This window comes from Nocardioides sp. SYSU D00065, from assembly GCF_017916425.1.
Classification (GTDB): domain Bacteria; phylum Actinomycetota; class Actinomycetes; order Propionibacteriales; family Nocardioidaceae; genus Nocardioides.
The window spans coordinates 1,333,428-1,349,070 of sequence record NZ_JAFMSX010000001.1; the positions used below are offsets into that span (position 1 = coordinate 1,333,428).

At 71.6% G+C, this 15,643-nt stretch carries 16 protein-coding genes; 6 read left to right on the top strand and 10 right to left on the bottom strand.

Annotated elements, in window-relative coordinates:
* Window positions 1–197 precede the first annotated feature (197 nt).
* The 3 genes from J3P41_RS06330 to J3P41_RS06340 form a co-directional block, all read right to left on the bottom strand.
* Entirely contained in the window at window positions 198–683 is a 486-nt protein-coding gene (locus J3P41_RS06330) for a thioredoxin family protein (protein ID WP_210649346.1), read from the bottom strand.
* A gap of 101 nt (window positions 684–784) precedes the next feature.
* A complete protein-coding gene (locus J3P41_RS06335; RefSeq protein WP_210649347.1) occupies window positions 785–2,929 on the bottom strand; it encodes a hypothetical protein in 2,145 nt (714 codons plus the stop codon).
* 160 nt (window positions 2,930–3,089) lie between these two features.
* On the bottom strand, window positions 3,090–3,386 hold the full coding sequence (locus J3P41_RS06340; RefSeq protein WP_210649348.1) for a MoaD/ThiS family protein: 297 nt from the start codon (window positions 3,384–3,386) through the stop codon (window positions 3,090–3,092).
* Window positions 3,387–3,450: 64 nt separating this feature from the next.
* Here J3P41_RS06340 and J3P41_RS06345 point away from each other — a divergent pair, with 64 nt between their 5' ends.
* Together J3P41_RS06345 and mshD are read left to right on the top strand one after the other, a co-directional pair.
* Window positions 3,451–4,164, top strand: a complete 714-nt coding sequence (locus J3P41_RS06345) for a response regulator transcription factor (RefSeq protein WP_210649350.1) — start codon at window positions 3,451–3,453, stop codon at window positions 4,162–4,164.
* A 37-nt stretch (window positions 4,165–4,201) separates the two neighbouring features.
* Window positions 4,202–5,008 carry a mycothiol synthase gene (gene mshD / locus J3P41_RS06350; RefSeq protein WP_210649351.1) on the top strand — a complete coding sequence of 269 codons (807 nt, stop codon included), beginning with the start codon at window positions 4,202–4,204 and terminating at the stop codon, window positions 5,006–5,008.
* Window positions 5,009–5,069: 61 nt separating this feature from the next.
* Here the strand turns inward: mshD and J3P41_RS06355 are convergent, their stop codons facing one another.
* The 5 genes from J3P41_RS06355 to J3P41_RS06375 form a co-directional block, all read right to left on the bottom strand.
* Window positions 5,070–6,005, bottom strand: coding sequence for a folate-binding protein YgfZ (locus J3P41_RS06355; RefSeq protein WP_210649352.1), 936 nt, complete (start codon window positions 6,003–6,005; stop codon window positions 5,070–5,072).
* Between the two features lie 9 nt (window positions 6,006–6,014).
* Entirely contained in the window at window positions 6,015–7,283 is a 1,269-nt protein-coding gene (locus J3P41_RS06360) for an MFS transporter (protein ID WP_210649354.1), read from the bottom strand.
* On the bottom strand, window positions 7,280–7,852 hold the full coding sequence (locus J3P41_RS06365; RefSeq protein WP_210649356.1) for a helix-turn-helix domain-containing protein: 573 nt from the start codon (window positions 7,850–7,852) through the stop codon (window positions 7,280–7,282). Before J3P41_RS06365 ends, J3P41_RS06360 begins: the two co-directional genes overlap by 4 nt.
* Before the next feature lie 114 nt (window positions 7,853–7,966).
* On the bottom strand, window positions 7,967–8,425 hold the full coding sequence (locus J3P41_RS06370; RefSeq protein WP_210649357.1) for a Fur family transcriptional regulator: 459 nt from the start codon (window positions 8,423–8,425) through the stop codon (window positions 7,967–7,969).
* Window positions 8,422–8,916 (bottom strand): FABP family protein, encoded by a 495-nt coding sequence (locus tag J3P41_RS06375; protein ID WP_210649358.1) that lies wholly within the window; start codon window positions 8,914–8,916, stop codon window positions 8,422–8,424. The genes J3P41_RS06370 and J3P41_RS06375 overlap by 4 nt, the downstream gene beginning before the upstream one ends.
* 22 nt (window positions 8,917–8,938) lie before the next feature.
* On the opposite strand from J3P41_RS06375, the gene J3P41_RS06380 reads away from it, so the two are divergent.
* The 4 genes from J3P41_RS06380 to J3P41_RS06395 all read left to right on the top strand — a co-directional run bounded on the left by J3P41_RS06380 (window position 8,939) and on the right by J3P41_RS06395 (window position 13,337).
* Window positions 8,939–9,301, top strand: a complete 363-nt coding sequence (locus J3P41_RS06380; RefSeq protein ID WP_210649359.1) for a DsrE family protein — start codon at window positions 8,939–8,941, stop codon at window positions 9,299–9,301.
* A gap of 81 nt (window positions 9,302–9,382) precedes the next feature.
* Complete coding sequence (locus J3P41_RS06385) at window positions 9,383–11,563, top strand: RNA degradosome polyphosphate kinase (protein WP_210649360.1); 2,181 nt, start codon at window positions 9,383–9,385, stop codon at window positions 11,561–11,563.
* A 111-nt stretch (window positions 11,564–11,674) separates the two neighbouring features.
* Window positions 11,675–12,292, top strand: a complete 618-nt coding sequence (locus tag J3P41_RS06390; RefSeq protein WP_210649362.1) for a DUF47 domain-containing protein — start codon at window positions 11,675–11,677, stop codon at window positions 12,290–12,292.
* 49 nt (window positions 12,293–12,341) lie between these two features.
* On the top strand, window positions 12,342–13,337 hold the full coding sequence (locus J3P41_RS06395; protein ID WP_210649363.1) for an inorganic phosphate transporter: 996 nt from the start codon (window positions 12,342–12,344) through the stop codon (window positions 13,335–13,337).
* A 192-nt stretch (window positions 13,338–13,529) separates the two neighbouring features.
* On the opposite strand, the gene J3P41_RS06400 is transcribed toward J3P41_RS06395, so the two are convergent.
* Both J3P41_RS06400 and pstB read right to left on the bottom strand, forming a co-directional pair.
* Window positions 13,530–14,606 carry a hypothetical protein gene (locus tag J3P41_RS06400; RefSeq protein ID WP_210649364.1) on the bottom strand — a complete coding sequence of 359 codons (1,077 nt, stop codon included), beginning with the start codon at window positions 14,604–14,606 and terminating at the stop codon, window positions 13,530–13,532.
* Between the two features lie 251 nt (window positions 14,607–14,857).
* Window positions 14,858–15,637 (bottom strand): phosphate ABC transporter ATP-binding protein PstB, encoded by a 780-nt coding sequence (gene pstB, locus J3P41_RS06405; RefSeq protein WP_210649365.1) that lies wholly within the window; start codon window positions 15,635–15,637, stop codon window positions 14,858–14,860.
* Between the last annotated feature and the right edge of the window lie 6 nt (window positions 15,638–15,643).

Genomic DNA, 15,643 nt, shown 5'->3' on the forward strand with positions numbered 1-15,643 from the left:
GGACGCGGCGCTCGGGTCCCGCCGGAGAGCACGGTCCGGCGTACGGACGCGCGGGTGCTCAGGAGGGCGGGACCGCTACGACATTCGACACAGCGCCGAGCGCACGCGGCAGTGGTCGACTGCGCGGCGCCGGGTGAGCAGGGTCGAGGACATGCCCACGACAGTAGGCCGTCCATCCATCCCGTCCGCCCCTCGTCTCACTTGTTGAGCGTGCCATCCGCATCGTGAGATCCCACGCGCGCCACGGCCGCCAGGACCTGGTCGCGCGACGGGGCGCCCGCAGCACGGGTCACCTCGGCTCCGGACGGGTCGAGCACCACCGTCGTCGGGGTGCGCAGGATGCCGAACGTGCGGGTCGCGTCGGGATGCTGCTCGGCGTCGACCTCGACGTGGGTCACCCCGTCGACGAGGTCGGCGACCTCGCCGAGCACCCGTCGGGTGGCGCGACACGGCGCGCAGAACGCACTGGAGAACTGGAGCAGCGTGGCACGTCCACCGAGGGCGCCGCCGACGGAGGCCACGAGCTCGGCGCCCGGCGGGACGGCCGGGGGTGCGGCGTCGGCGGGCTCCTGCGGCGCAGGAGCGGCCGCGACGCGGAACCGGCCGTCGGTCGCCAGTCGCCACAGACCCACCGCCACGGTCACGACGACGGCCGCGGCGGCGATCCAGGCTCCGGTGCTCACGTCGTGTGCAACACGTGCGGTGCCCGCGATTGTTCCGCGCTGGAGAGCACGACGGGGCCCCGGATCGTCCCGGGGCCCCGCGGTGGGTGCTGAGCTGGAGCTCAGCGCTTGATCTTGACCTTCTGCGTCAGGTCACCGGACCCGACCTTGCCCGCGCCACTGATGCGGAACACCAGCTTGTGCTTGCCGGCGCGGAGCGGCTTCTTGAACCGCACGACGCCCTTGCCCTTGGCGATCTTGCCCTTGCCGAGCTTCTTGAGCTTGGGCTCGCCGTTGGCCCTGGTGCCGGCGACCTCGTAGACCACGACGCTCGCCTTGACCTTCTTGGCCTTCAGCGGCTTGACCTTGAGCGTCATGGCGGCCGCCTTGCGCGACACCTTCGCCTTGAGCTTCGGCTGGTAGCCGACCTTGGCGGTCGCGGTGGTCAGCGCCTGGCCGAGCGCGAAGCCGGCGTCGTTGGTGACGCGGCCGGTGACCTTCTTGCCCAGGTGGGACTTGCGCAGCTCGAGAGTCGGGCCGGTCGCGACGACCGTGCTGCCGACGAGCCACTCGTAGCTGAACTTCGAGCGGGCCTGGGTGTTCCACCGGCCGACGTCGAGGCGGAGGGGCTTGCCGACCCAGGCCTGGCCCTCGATCTCGGGACGCTCCACTGCCTTGACGTCCTTGGTGAGCGCTGCGGAGATGCCGGTCACGACCTGGCCAGGACGCACGGTGATGGTGGTGGCGTGCTCGGGGAGGGCGTCCTTCCACCACTCCGGGACGTGGTCGGCAGCGCCGAACTGCACCGTGTAGGTGCCGGGCCACAGCGTGCGCTCGTCGAACGTGCCGTTCAGCGCGATGTCCTGCGCGTAGCCCGCGTAGTTCTGCTCGGCATCGCGGAAGGACACGCTCGGGCTGTCGAGCACCCCGCCGGCCTCGCTGGTCACCGCACCGCTCACTCCGCCGGCGACCGGGAGGGTGAAGTCCATCGTGCGGGGGGCGGCGGTCAGCACGGCCGCGGTGTCGTAGCCCAGCGCGTTGCCCGACCACGTCGTGCGACGGGAGAAGTCGCCGTCCTCACGCGGTCCCTCGCCCTGGACCATGATCTTGAACTCCGTCTCGCCGCCGATGCGGTCGAGCTGGGCGAAGTGGTACTGGCCGGCGCGGTTGCTGTACGTGCTCGCGACCGCCTTCGCGTCGCGCGGGTCGGCAGGCGTGTCGTACAGGTCGATGCGGTAGCCCACGCCGAGGCCGCCGAGCTCGTCGCGGACGATGCCGCTGACGTCCACGCCGTTGGGTGCCGCGGTGGTCGCGGCCGCGAGCGCTGCGTCGATGCCGGTCACAGCCTGCCCCGGACCGACGGTGACCAGGGTCGGGTCGAGCGGGGAGTCGAACGGCACGTTGTTCCACGACTCGCCGACGTACTCGCCGATCGGGTCGACGAAGGTCACCTCGTGCTGACCGGTGTCGACGCCCTCGATGAGGTAGACGCCGTTGGCGTCCGTCCAGTCACAGGAGCCGTCCGTGCACGCCTGCGCGCGGTGCAGCGGCGCGCCCGCCTCGTTGGTGATCCGGCCGCCGATCGTGCCGCCGGGGGCGAGGGTCACCACGCCGACGTCGGCGCCGGCGGCGGTCGGGGCCACCGGGTCCGCAGTCGCCTGCGAGGGCTTGTCGTTGAACCACTCGGTCGCGAGCGTGTCGCCGGTGTCGGGGTCGTAGCCCTCGAAGACGAGCTTCACCGGGACGGACGCGCCGATGCGGAACAGGCCCGCGCGGTCGGTGGAGTCGGCGCCGACGAGGGTGCCGGTGGCCGCGTCGTACGCCTCCACGCGGGCGTTGCGGACACCGCGGCCGTCGACGGTGCGGACGACGCCACCGACGCTCGGAGCGCGGTCGATGGTCCACGCCGGCAGCGTCTGCGCCGCGCCGGCGACCGTCACGACGTCGGCGGAGGCCTCGTCGGGCTTGTCGCGGTACCACTCGGTCGCGAACTCGGGCGAGGGGTAGAACTGGAGCTTGTACGCGCCGTCGGGGAGCGGGATGTCGAACGCCCCGCCCTCGGCGTAGTAGGTGTCGACGTAGCTGCCGGACTCGGTGTAGACGGTGACCGAGCCCTCGACGTAGTTGCCGCTCGGGTCGATCGTGCTGCCGCTGACCATCACGGCCGCGTTCGCCGCGCTCGTCGCCACCAGGCTGCCACCGACCATGCCGAGCATGGCGGTCGCGGCCAGGGCACGACGAGACCGGCGCAGGTGGGTGCTTCCCATTGCGCTTCCTCTCACTGTGAACCTGACGGATCGCAGCAAATGGGCATCCCCCGTTAGGCACCCCCGTTTGCCTGCGGCGGCAGCCTAGACCACCGCTGTCCGGGCGCGGGCGCGCCTCTGCGCCTCCCGCGCGGACTGGCGGCAGCCCCGCCCGCGACGCTCAGCCGCCGGCGAAGGGCGGCAGGAGCTCGACCACCGACCCGGGAGGGACGACGACGGCGGCGGGGTCCTGCGAGCGGACGGGCTGGTCGCCGACCAGCACGGAGCAGACCGCGACCGTGCGCGCCATCCGGTCGTCGGGATGGCGCGCCAGCACCTGCTCGACGAGGTCGGCGAGCGTGAGCCCGTCGGTGACCTCGAAGGTGTCCTCGGCCGTGCCCGCCGCCGCCCGGGCGCCCGCCCAGTAGCGCACGGTGACCGTCTCACGACCTCGATCACGCTCGGGTGCGGCACTCATGCGGGCTATCCTTCCTCACTCCCGAGCCCCACACCCAGGTCCCCGAAGACGAGGAGGGTCGGCCATGAGCGCGCTGCTTCTGCTCACCGGCGCCCTGCAGCCCTCGGCCGAGGTGCTGCCCGGACTGGCGCTGCTGTCCCACAGCGTACGGATCCTTCCCGCCCAGGGCAGCGCCCTGCTCGAGGCACCCGACGCGGACCTGGTGCTCGTCGACGGTCGCCAGGACCTCGCCGCGGCCCGCGACCTGTGCCGGCTGATCCGCACCACCGGCACCGAGGCCCCGGTCCTGCTCGTGGTCACCGAGGGTGGTCTCGCGGTCGTCGCGCACGATTGGGGGATGGACGACGTCGTCCTCCACACGTGCGGACCGGCCGAGCTGGACGCGCGCATCCGCCTGGCGATCGGGCGCAGCAGCGCCGCCGCTCCGGACGACCCGGCCGCCCACGTCATCCGCCGCGGCGAGGTCGTGGTGGACGACGCGACGTACACCGCGCGCATCGGCGGGCGCGCGCTCGACCTCACCTACAAGGAGTTCGAGCTCCTCAAGTACCTCGCGCAGCACCCCGGCCGGGTGTTCAGCCGCGAGCAGCTGCTCCAGGAGGTCTGGGGCTACGACTACTTCGGCGGCACCCGCACCGTCGACGTCCACGTGCGCCGCCTGCGCGCCAAGCTCGGCACCGAGCACGAGCACCACATCGGCACGGTCCGCAACGTCGGCTACCGCTTCGTGGTGCCCACCCGCGAGGCGGCGGCCGACGCGGAGTCGGCGAACCACTGACGCCTGCCCGGCCGCTCGGCTGGCTAGGGTCGAGGGCGTGGACCACATCACCGCCATCGCGGACGAGTCGGCCGCGGCCGACGGCGCCGACCCGCTCGACGAGGCGACGCGCATGGCGCTCGCCGACGGCACCGTCGAGGTGCTGACGCAGGACGACGGGTTCGCCCTGGTCCACGCGGACGACCTCTCGCTGGTCGTCCGGCCCGCCGCGCGCGGGAGGGGGATCGGCTCGGCGTTGCTGGCGCGGGTCGAGGCGGCGTACGCCGGCGCCCTGACCGCCTGGTCCCACGGGGACCACCCCGCCGCGGCCCGGCTCGCCGAGGGCCACGGCTGGGAGCGGGTGCGCGAGCTGTGGGTGATGCGTCGTGACGCCGCCCTCGTCATGCCGCCGCTCGAGGTGCCGCCCGGCGTCACCATCCGGGCCTACCGCGACTCCGACGCCGCCGACGTCGTGGCGGTCAACGCCGCCGCCTTCGCCCACCACCCCGAGCAGGGGGCGATGGACGAGGCCAACCTGGCCCGCCGGATGGCCGAGCCGTGGTTCGACCCCGCCGGGCTCCTGGTCGCCGAGGACTCCTCGGGGATGCTCGGCTTCCACTGGACCAAGCAGCACGACGCCCGTCTGGGCGAGGTGTACGTCGTCGGCGTCGCCCCGCAAGCCCAGGGCCGCGGCCTCGGGCGGGTGCTCACCCTCGCCGGGCTGCACCACCTGGCCGCCCTCGGTGTCGACGAGGTCCTGCTCTACGTCGAGTCCGACAACGCGCCGGCCGTGGCGGTGTACTCACGCCTCGGGTTCGCGCACGCGACGAGCGACACCCACGTGCAGTACCGGCGCCGTACCTGAGCCGCTCCCGCCGCGCGTCCGGATCGCGTCGCGCCGGACGCGGTCCGTGACCGGAGCGCCGTCAGCGCAGCGGCCGGACGTGCAGCCCGACCTCGGGGTCGACGACGACCTCCTGGGCCGCCGGCATGCCGTCGACGGACAGCGTGGCCTCGACCGGCACGTTGCGCTTGACCAGTGCCAGCGCGATCGGACCGAGCTCGTGGTGGCGCGCGCTCGACCCGACGAAGCCGAGGTCGCGGCCATCGAGGGACACCGGTGACCCGGCGGGCGGGAGGCGGTTCTCCGAGCCGTCGAGGTGCAGCAGCACCAGCCGGCGCGGCGGGCGACCGAGCGTGTGGACCCGCGCGACCGTCTCCTGCCCCCGGTAGCAACCCTTGTCGAGGTGCACCGCCGCCCCGATCCAGCCGACCTCGTTGGGGATCGTGCGGTGGTCGGTGTCGAGACCGAACCGCGGCTCGCCGCGCTCGATGCGCAGCGCCTCGAAGGCCCACATGCCCGCCGCCGGGCCGGCCGCGTGGGCGTACGCCTCGAGCCGGTCGCGGGGCACCAGGTCGTAGCGACCGCTGCCCTCGCCCGGGCGCCACATCGCGGCGAGGTCGTCGACGAGCGAGACCTCGACCCGCGTCATGAACTTCATCCGCTCGAGCCACTCGACCAGGGCCGCGCCCGCGCCCGGCTCGGTGTGGGCGGTGAAGGACTCGCCGTCGTCGACGCCGGCGAAGGCGTGCTCGACGTGTCCCTGCGGACTCAGGATGAGTGCCTGCGTCCAGGCGCCGGGTGCGAGTCCGTCGAAGTACTGGGTGGTGAGGCTGTGCAGCCACGAGAGCCGGTCCGGGCCGGCGATGCGCAGGACGTCGCGATGGGAGAGGTCCACGAACCCCTCGCCCGCCACCAGGCTGCGCTGCTCGGTGTTGAAGGAGCCGTAGTGCGCCGCCACCGGCGCGTCGACGCCGTCGCCGGCGACGGCCCCGGGCAGGGCGAGGAGAGGGCTGGGCATGCCTCCAGACTAGGCCGCCCCCACGCCCGGCCCCAGCGGCGAGGAGGGATCGAGAGCAGCGGGAGGCTCGTCGAGCGGGTCCGGCTCCGTCGTACGCCCGCGCAGCTCGGCACGCAGCCAGAAGGCCACGTGCCCGGCACCGACCAGCGTCGCCGCACCGATCACGAGGAAGATCCACCGCCAGTCCACCACCGTGACGAGCGCGGCGCCGAGAGCGAGCGAGACCGCCGTCGGCACCGTCATCACCACCTCCGCGGCCGTGGACACCCGCCCCATCAGGCGCTGCGGGGTGCGTCGCTGGAGGATCGTCATGTAGGCCACCACCAGCAGCGGCAGCGAGGCCCCGAACAGGGTGATGCTCACCAGGACGCCCGCCATGACGGGCGACGCGGCGATGCCCAGGGCGCTGACCCCGAGCAGGACGAGCCCGAGCGTGCTCGTCGCGACCTCGCCGAAGCGGCGTACGAGCCGGGCGGACGCGACACCGCCGACCACCGCACCGATGCCCTGCACGGACACGATGACGCTGACGTACGTCGCGGCGCGGCCGAAGTGGTCGGTCAGCGCGAAGATCGCCGACTCGGTGAAGCCGAGCACGAGCATCGAGATCCCGAACCCGATGAGCAGGTGAGCGAGCACCCGGTCGCGGACGAGGTGGCGCAGGCCGTCGCTGAGCTGGGTCCAGTAGGCGCCCTGCTCCGGCTCGGGCGACTCCTCCTCGACCCGGATCGTCGCGATGACGGCAGCCGCGACGAGGAACGACGCCGCGTCCACCAGTGCGACGGCCCAGCCCCCGAGCCACGCGAAGAGCGCGGCGCCGAGCAGCGGGCCGAAGAGCCGGTAGGACTCCTTCACCGTCTGGATGCTGGAGTTGGCGTCGACCAGCATCTGCTCGGGCATGAGCTCCTTGAGCAGCCCGTTGAGTCCGGCCGGCAGCACCACGAAGCTCACGCCGTAGAGGCCGGCGACCGTCCAGATGATCCACACGTCGCCCGCGTCGCGGACGAGCAGGAGGGGCAGCACGGCGACGGCGGACAGCACGTTGCCCCACACCAGCATCGGCTTGCGCATGATCCGGTCGATCCACACACCCACGAGCGGGGCGAAGATCGCCGGGATGCACATGAAGAAGAACGTGAAGCCGGCCATCGCGCTGGAGCCGGTCAGCGTCTTCACCCAGATGCTGAGGACCAGCAGCATGATCGAGTCGCCGAGCATCGAGGTCGACAGCCCGGCGAAGAGTCGCGAGAAGCCCGGCTGCGCGAACGCGGCCCTCACCGGGTCACCTCGACGGCGGCGCCCCACGCGACGAGCTCGACCAGTCGCGAGCCCTCCGGCCGTGACGCGGGGTCGGCCAGCCGGCCCTCGTAGGCGCGGATGAGCGCCGCGACCTGGTCGTTGACCTCGCGCAGCTCCTCGCGGGTGAGCCACCCCATGGTCTGGGTGAGCTCGCCGGCCGCGCGCCACTCGGGGTCGGACTCGGCGAGCCGGGCCGAGGAGTCGAGGTAGCGGTCGACCCAGCGTTCCAGCATCGCGCGGGCCAGCGCCTCGCCCGCGCGCCGCTCCTCCGGACCGGTGTCCGGCTCGTCACCCCAGCTCAGTCCGACCTGGCTCATCTGCCAGGGTCGCTGACGGCCGGTGCCGCCCTCGGCCTCCTCGATGAAGTCGTGCTCCGCGAGCTTGCGCAGGTGCCAGGAGCAGTTGGCCGGCGACTCGTCGAGCCGCTCCGCCAGCTGGCTGGCGGTCAGCGGCCCCTCGATCGTGAGCAGCTCCAGGATGCCCATCCGGACGGGGTGCGCGACAGCGGTCAGGGCGCGGGGGTCGCGCAGGCGGCGGTACTCAGGCATGGGTGGAAAGTACTCTTTCGAAAGTACTCTTGCAATGGGTCGGGCGCTGCGGTTGCGTTCCCCGGCTAGCCGGGGAAACTGGAGCCTCACCCCCGAAACTTCGGCCTGGAACCTTCAGGTTCCCCGGCTAGCCGGGGATTGCGACGCGCACCCCGCGCACACCCCGAAGATCGCCAGATGCCCCACATCCATCGTGAACCCGTCGGCAGCCAGGGTTGCCACGACCGGGGCGACGAGCTCAGGGGCGTAGGACTGGACGTCGCCGCAGTGGCGGCACACCACGTGCACGTGCTCGTGCTCGTCGGTCGAGTGGTACGTCGGCGCGCGGTCGCTCAAGTGCGTGTGGCGCACGAGCCCCAGCTCCTCGAGCACCTCGAGCGTGCGGTAGACGGTCGAGGCGTTGACCGAGCTCACCTGCCCGCGGACGTGCGCGAGCACCTCGTCGGGGGTGGCGTGCCGCAACTCCTCGACGGCGCGCAGGATCAGCTCCCGCTGCGGCGTGAGCCGCAGTCCCTGCTCCCGGAGCCGGGCGGCGAGGCTCTCCCCCGAGCCGGTCCCAGGGTCGTCGCTCATGCGCGTTGCAACCGCGCCCAGGTGTGGGGCTGGAGCTCCTGGCCCACGGCCGCCAGGTCGTTGGCGTACAGCAGGTCGCCCTCCACGTTGCCGTACATCCGCGACCCGGCCGTCACCTCCTTGGCGGTCTCGGTGAAGGAGACACCGGCCGTGTGCATCTCGATCCGGCCGCCTTCGGCCGCGCCGTACCAGATCTCGGAGATGCCCGTGTTGTGCGCGAGCAGAAGCTCCACCTTCCCCGGCTCCGGACAGCGCAGGAAGCCGGTCTCCATCGCGCCGTCGCGCACGAACGCGCCGTCCTCGTCGACGATCCAGGCGCGCGACATGTAGTGGAAGAACGGTCGGCCGTCGTGGGTGAAGATGAGCTCCTGGCCGAACTGGAACGGCTCGATCGTGGGGTAGTCGCCGTGCCCGTTGCCTCGCCAGGTGCCGAGCAGCCATGCGACGGGGCCGCAGTTGGGATGCAGGTTGTCCGGCAGCTCGAAGGGCATGGCTCCACTCTAGGGTGTGGCCATGGCTCGCTCACTGGTCGTCAAGGTCACCTGCGGCGCCGAGGACGCGGAGCGCTGCAACCAGGGATTCACCGTGGCCGCGGCCGCCGCGGCGGCAGGCGCCGAGGTCTCGCTGTGGCTCACCGGACAGGCCGCGTGGTTCGGGGTGCCCGGCCGCGCCGAGGAGTTCGCCCTCGACCTCGCGACGCCGCTCGACCAGCTGATGGCTGTCGTCCAGATCTCCGGCTCGGTCACCGTCTGCTCGCAGTGCGCGGCACGCCGGGGCATCGTCGAGGGTGACCTGCGCGACGGGGTGAGCATCGCCGGCGCGGCGGTGTTCGCCGAGCAGGTCCTGGGCGACGGCGTCCAGGCCCTCGTCTACTGACCTCGGCTCTCGATCCGGCTCTCGACCCGAGGTGGACGAGACGTCATCTGGCGTTCACCTCCCGGTGCCACACTGGGACGCATGTCCGATTCGGCCACTCTCACCAGCGCTGTCTCCCCGTCGGTCGAGGAGGGCCCGGTCGCGGAGCCCTTCGGACACCCCAGCGACACCTTCGACGTCGAGCCGCCGTACGTCCCGGACGCTGCGGCGATCGATGCGGTGGAGAAGTTCGAGGACCGCTTCATCGACCGCGAGCTCTCGTGGGTCCGCTTCAACCAGCGCGTCCTCGAGCTGGCCGAGGACCCGGAGGTGCCGCTGCTCGAGCGCGTGCGCTTCCTGGCGATCTTCGCCAGCAACCTCGACGAGTTCTTCATGGTCCGCGTGGCCGGGCTCAAGCGGCGCATCGACGCAGGCGTCGCGGTGCGGGCCGCCAGCGGCCTGATGCCCCGCGAGCAGATCGACCAGCTGTGGGCCGGCTGCCGCGAGCTCATGGAGCGGCACGCCCGCACGCTCCAGGACCTGCTTCCCGAGCTGGGCGCCCAAGGCATCCAGATCGTCCGGTGGGCCGACCTCGACCGCGAGGAGCAGAAGGTCTGCAAGAAGCTCTTCAAGGACCGGATCTTCCCGGTCCTCACCCCGCTGGCCGTCGACCCCGCGCACCCGTTCCCCTACATCTCCGGCCTGTCGCTCAACCTGGCCGTCGTGGTCCGCCACCCCAAGACCGGCACCGAGCACTTCGCGCGCGTCAAGGTGCCGCCGACCTTCGGCCGGTTCATCGACGTCGGCAACCAACGCTTCGTGCCCATCGAGGACGTGATCGGCGAGCACCTCAAGAAGCTGTTCCCGGGCATGGAGGTGCTCGGCTCCCACACGTTCCGCGTCACCCGCAACGAGGACCTCGAGGTCGAGGAGGACGACGCGGAGAACCTGCTCAAGGCACTGGAGAAGGAGCTCCTCCGCCGTCGGTTCGGGGCTCCCGTCCGGCTCGAGGTCGAGCAGTCCATCGCTCCGAAGGTCCTCGAGCTCCTGGTCTCCGAGCTCGGCGTGGGCCGCGACGAGGTGGTGTCCCTGCCCGGTCCGCTCGACCTGACCGGCCTGCACTCCATCGCCGACCTGCCGCGCGACGACCTCAAGTACGCCGCCTTCCTCCCCTCGACCCACCCCAGCCTGGCCGAGGTCGAGTCGTCCTCCCCCGTCGACGTGTTCGACTCCGTGGCGCGTCACGACGTGCTGCTGCACCACCCCTACGACTCGTTCGCCACCTCGGTCCAGCGCTTCCTGGAGCAGGCGGCGGCCGACCCGCACGTGCTGGCGATCAAGCAGACGCTCTACCGCACCTCCGGCGACAGCCCGATCATCGAGGCCCTCATCGACGCCGCGCAGGCGGGCAAGCAGGTCCTGGTGATCGTGGAGATCAAGGCGCGCTTCGACGAGCAGGCCAACATCCGCTGGGCCCGCAAGCTCGAGCACGCCGGCTGCCACGTCGTCTACGGCCTCGTGGGGCTCAAGACCCACTGCAAGCTGTCGATGGTGGTGCGCGACGAGCCCGACGGCATCAAGCGCTACGTCCACCTCGGCACCGGCAACTACAACCCCAAGACGGCGCGCGTCTACGAGGACCTGGGGCTGCTCACCGCCGACCCGGAGATCGGCGAGGACGTCGCGCTGCTGTTCAACAACCTGTCGGGGATCAGCCGCAACCGGACCTACGACCACCTCATGGTCGCCCCGCACAGCGTGCGCGAGGGGTTGATCGCCCAGATCCACCAGGAGATCGCCCACCACGAGGCGGGACGCCGCGCCGGCATCCGCATCAAGGCGAACTCGATCGTCGACGAGGCTGTCGTCGACGCGCTCTACCTCGCCTCGCAGGCCGGCGTGCCGGTCGAGCTGGTGGTCCGCGGCATCTGTGCGCTCCGACCCGGCGTGCCCGGGCTGTCGGAGACGATCCGGGTCCGCTCGGTGCTGGGACGCTTCCTCGAGCACAGCCGGGTGTTCTGGTTCGAGAACGACGGCGCTCCGGCCGCGTGGATCGGCTCGGCCGACATGATGCACCGCAACCTCGACCGCCGCGTCGAGGTGCTCGTACGCTTGCGCGACCCGCACGTCGTCGAGCAGGTGCGCTCGCTGCTCGACCTCGCCCTCGACGAGCAGACGACCGCCTGGGAGCTCGACTCCGGCGGCGACTGGCACCTGCGCCGCGGTGAGCGCCACCTCCACGACGAGCTGATCGCCCGACAGCGCAGCAGCCGTCGCCGCTGACCACCTGCGCGGTCGTCACGCCCGGCTCGCCGGGTGGCTCGCGGTTGCGCCCGCGGGCAGATGACCCCCTAGCATGATCCCGGTTCATCCGCCCCCCTCCCGGAGTTCACCGTGCGTTTGAAGTTCCGCCCTGTCGACAGCTCGTTCTACGACCTCTTCAGTGAGGCTGCCGGCCACCTCGTCGTCGGCTCGCAGCTGCTCAGCGAGATGCTGTCGGCCGGCAACTCCAAGGCCGAGATCGCCCAGCGCATGCGTGAGGCCGAGCACGCCGCCGACGAGACCACCCACTCGATCATCCGCCGCGTCAACAGCACGTTCGTGACGCCGTTCGACCGCGAGGACATCTACTCCCTCGCCTCGGCGCTCGACGACGTGATGGACATGATGGACGAGGCCGTCGACCTGGTCCTGCTCTACGAGGTGACGTCCCTGCCCGCGGAGACCACTCAGCAGGTCGAGGTGCTGCAGCGCTGCGCCGAGCTGACGGCCGCGGCCATGCCGTCCCTGGAGTCGATGGGCTCCCTCGACGAGTACTGGATCGAGATCAACCGGCTCGAGAACGCCGGCGACAAGTCGTTCCGCCGGATCCTGGCCCACCTGTTCAGCGGCGAGTACGAGGCGCTCGAGGTCCTGAAGCTCAAGGACATCGTGGAGTCCCTCGAGGGCGCGATCGACGCGTTCGAGAAGGTCGCCAACATCGTGGAGCAGATCGCGGTCAAGGAGTCCTGACCCGGATGATCGCCACCTGTTCCTCCGCGCGCGCCCGGAGGCACCCCTGATGGAGCTTGGAATCATCATCGCGGTGGTCGTCGTGGCCCTGGTGTTCGACTACACCAACGGCTTCCACGACGCGGCCAACGCGATCGCGACGTCGGTCTCGACCGGCGCGCTCAAGCCGCGCGTGGCCCTGGCCATGGCGGCGATCATGAACTTCGTCGGCGCGTTCCTGGGCCAGAAGGTTGCCCACACCGTCTCCGACACCATCGATCCGGGGCCAGGGAGCCACGGGCTGGTGATCGTCATGTGCGGGCTGCTAGGTGCGATCACCTGGAACATGATCACCTGGTACTACGGCCTGCCGTCCTCGTCCTCGCACGCCCTCATCGGCGGACTCGTCGGCGCTGCCGTGGCCGCCGGTGCGACGGCCAACTGGGCCGTCGTGCTCGAGAAGGTCGTCATCCCGATGTTCTTGTCGCCCCTCGTCGCGTTCAGCCTCGGCTTCGCGCTGATGCTGGCGATCATGTGGGCGTTCCGCAACGCCAACCCCGGCCGCGCCAACCGCGGCTTCAAGGTCGCGCAGACGATCTCCGCTGCGGCGATGGCCCTCGGCCACGGCCTGCAGGACGCCCAGAAGACGATGGGCGTGATCTTCCTGGCGCTGCTCACGGGGGGCTACGTCGCCGAGTCCGACGGACTCCCGCTCTGGGTGATCATCGCCGCGGCCACCGCCATCTCGCTCGGCACCTGGTCCGGCGGATGGCGGATCATGCGCACGCTCGGTCGGCGCATCATCCACCTGGACCCGCCGCGCGGCTTCGCGGCGGAGTCGGTGGCGGCCTCGGTCCTCTACACGACGTCGTACGTCTTCGAGGCGCCGATCTCCACCACCCACACCATCACCTCCGCGGTGATGGGCGTCGGGGCGACCAAGCGGCTCTCCGCGGTCCGGTGGGGCGTGGCCAAGTCGATCCTGACGGCCTGGGTGCTCACCTTCCCGGCGGCCGCCCTCGCCGCCGCGATCTGCTACTGGGTGGCGCACCTCTTCCTGCCCTGACCGGTGTACGGCGCGCGGCGGCCCTCTCGGCCCCCGCCTTCCCCGCCTCCCCCGCGCCCCCCGTCGCGGCCCCCGTCTTCCGGGTATCTAGGGACGAAGTGGTCGCCCAGAAGCCAAAATCGCCTACCGGAACGTCCCTAGATACCGCGCACCCGGCTCTCCCGGTACGCACGGCGAGCGCGCAGGCGGGCGTCAGGCGGCGCGCCGGTACGCCAGCAACCGGGTCGCGTCGTGCGCCGACAGCGCCCGCCGCTGCTCGACGCCGGAGGTCGGCACCCACCACGCAGGGAGCTCCCGCGCCCACAGGCGGAGGTCCGCGGGACGTCGCGCCGCTCGTGCGTACGCCTCGCGCAGGCGGTTGCAGAACGGCCCGCGATCGGCGAGGTCGCCGGCCAGCATGGTGACGCCCTCGAGCCCGAGCGCGCGGTACGCCGCGTCCTTGGCGACGTCGGCGTGACGCACGGCGCCCGCGAGGTGCAGCGCACCGTCGTACTGCCCGTAGACGCCATGGTGGGCGTCGAGCAGGTCCGGCGTACCGACGAAGCGGCCCGCGCGGTCGAACACCGGCCGGTTGGCGAGCGGCCTCCCGTGGCCGGCCAGCTGCCAGGTGCGCCGCATGACGGACTCCGGCGGGGACCAGCTGTTCTCCTCCAGGTGCGGCAGGAGGTCGCGGACCCGCTGCACGCCCTGACGGATCCACAGCGCCTCGTCGATGAAGGCGGCGAGCTCCGCCACCGACACGAGGTCGTCGTACGCCGCCATCTCGAACGCCACCAGCGCCGCCTCCTCGCTCGGCGCCTTGCGCATCTCGAACGCCACGCTCCACAGCGCGCTGGTCACCCGCAACCCGCGGGCGCGTCGGATGTGCCCTGCGGGGACGAGCTCCTGACTCACGCGGATCCCGGCTGACGGCCGCCTGGTGTGCCGCGAGCCGAGTGCCAGGACGACCGGTCGGTCCCGGCCGTCCGGCCCGACCCCGCCCGACCACCGTGCGCCGAGCCACCGCAGCCCGGCCCAGCCGGTCACCGCTCCGTGAGCGGGCAGGCGAGCGGCCGCCTCGACGATGCGCTGCTCGACCGACGCGTTGACGTCGGCCGGCACCCACCAGCCGGCACCCACGCTGCGGAAGGCGCCCGACCGTGTCTGCCAGGGACTGGGGCCCTCGGCGTCCCGGCGCCGCGTCGGCCACACCAGTCCGGCGGGCAAGCCCTCGCGCGGGCCGGTTCCCTGCAGCGGCGGCGCCCCCTCGGTCCATCCGGCTCTGTCCATGCCGGAAGCGTGGGACGGTCGGGCGGCGGTCGCCCCGCGCCGTCCCCAGGCGGACGCCGTACGCCGCGGACGACACGCCTGTGGACGGAAATCGGCCTCTGACGGCCCCCGGCCGGACCCGACCCGACCCGACCCGACCGGCTGGGTATCTAGGGACGACCTGGTAGGCCAAACCCCCGATCGGCCTGCCAGATCGTCCCTAGATACCCAGCCCGAGAGCCCAGCCCTAGATACCCAGCCCGAGCGCCGGCTCAGCCGAAGCGGCCGGAGATGTAGGCCTCGGTCGCCTCGTTGTCCGGGTTCGCGAACATCTTCTGGGTGGAGTTGAACTCCACGAGGTGACCGGGCTGACCGGCCGCCTTGAGGTTGAAGAAGCCCGTCTCGTCGGAGACGCGGGCCGCCTGCTGCATGTTGTGGGTGACGATGACGATCGTGTAGTCGGACTTGAGCTCGTGGATCAGGTCCTCGATCGCCGAGGTCGAGATCGGGTCGAGGGCCGAGCACGGCTCGTCCATCAGCAGGACCTGGGGCTCGACGGCGATAGCGCGGGCGATGCACAGGCGCTGCTGCTGACCGCCGGACAGTCCCATGCCGGGCTTGGTGAGCCGGTCCTTGACCTCGTTCCAGAGGTTCGCGCCCTTGAGCGAGCGCTCGACGATGTCGTCGGCCTCGGACTTCTTCATCTTCTTGGAGTTCAGGCGGTTGCCGGCCAGCACGTTCTCGTAGATCGACATCGTCGGGAACGGGTTCGGCCGCTGGAACACCATGCCGATCATCCGGCGCACCGAGACCGGGTCGACGGCGGAGTCGTACAGCGACTGCCCGGCGATCGCGATCTTGCCCTCGACGCGGGCGCCGGGGATCACCTCGTGCATGCGGTTGAGCGAGCGCAGCACGGTCGACTTGCCGCAGCCGGACGGGCCGATGAACGCCGTGACGGAGCGCGCCTTGATCGACATGTTGACGCCCTGCACGGCGAGGAAGTCGCCGTAGTAGATGTCGAGGTCGGAGATCTCGATGCTCTTGGCCATCAGGTT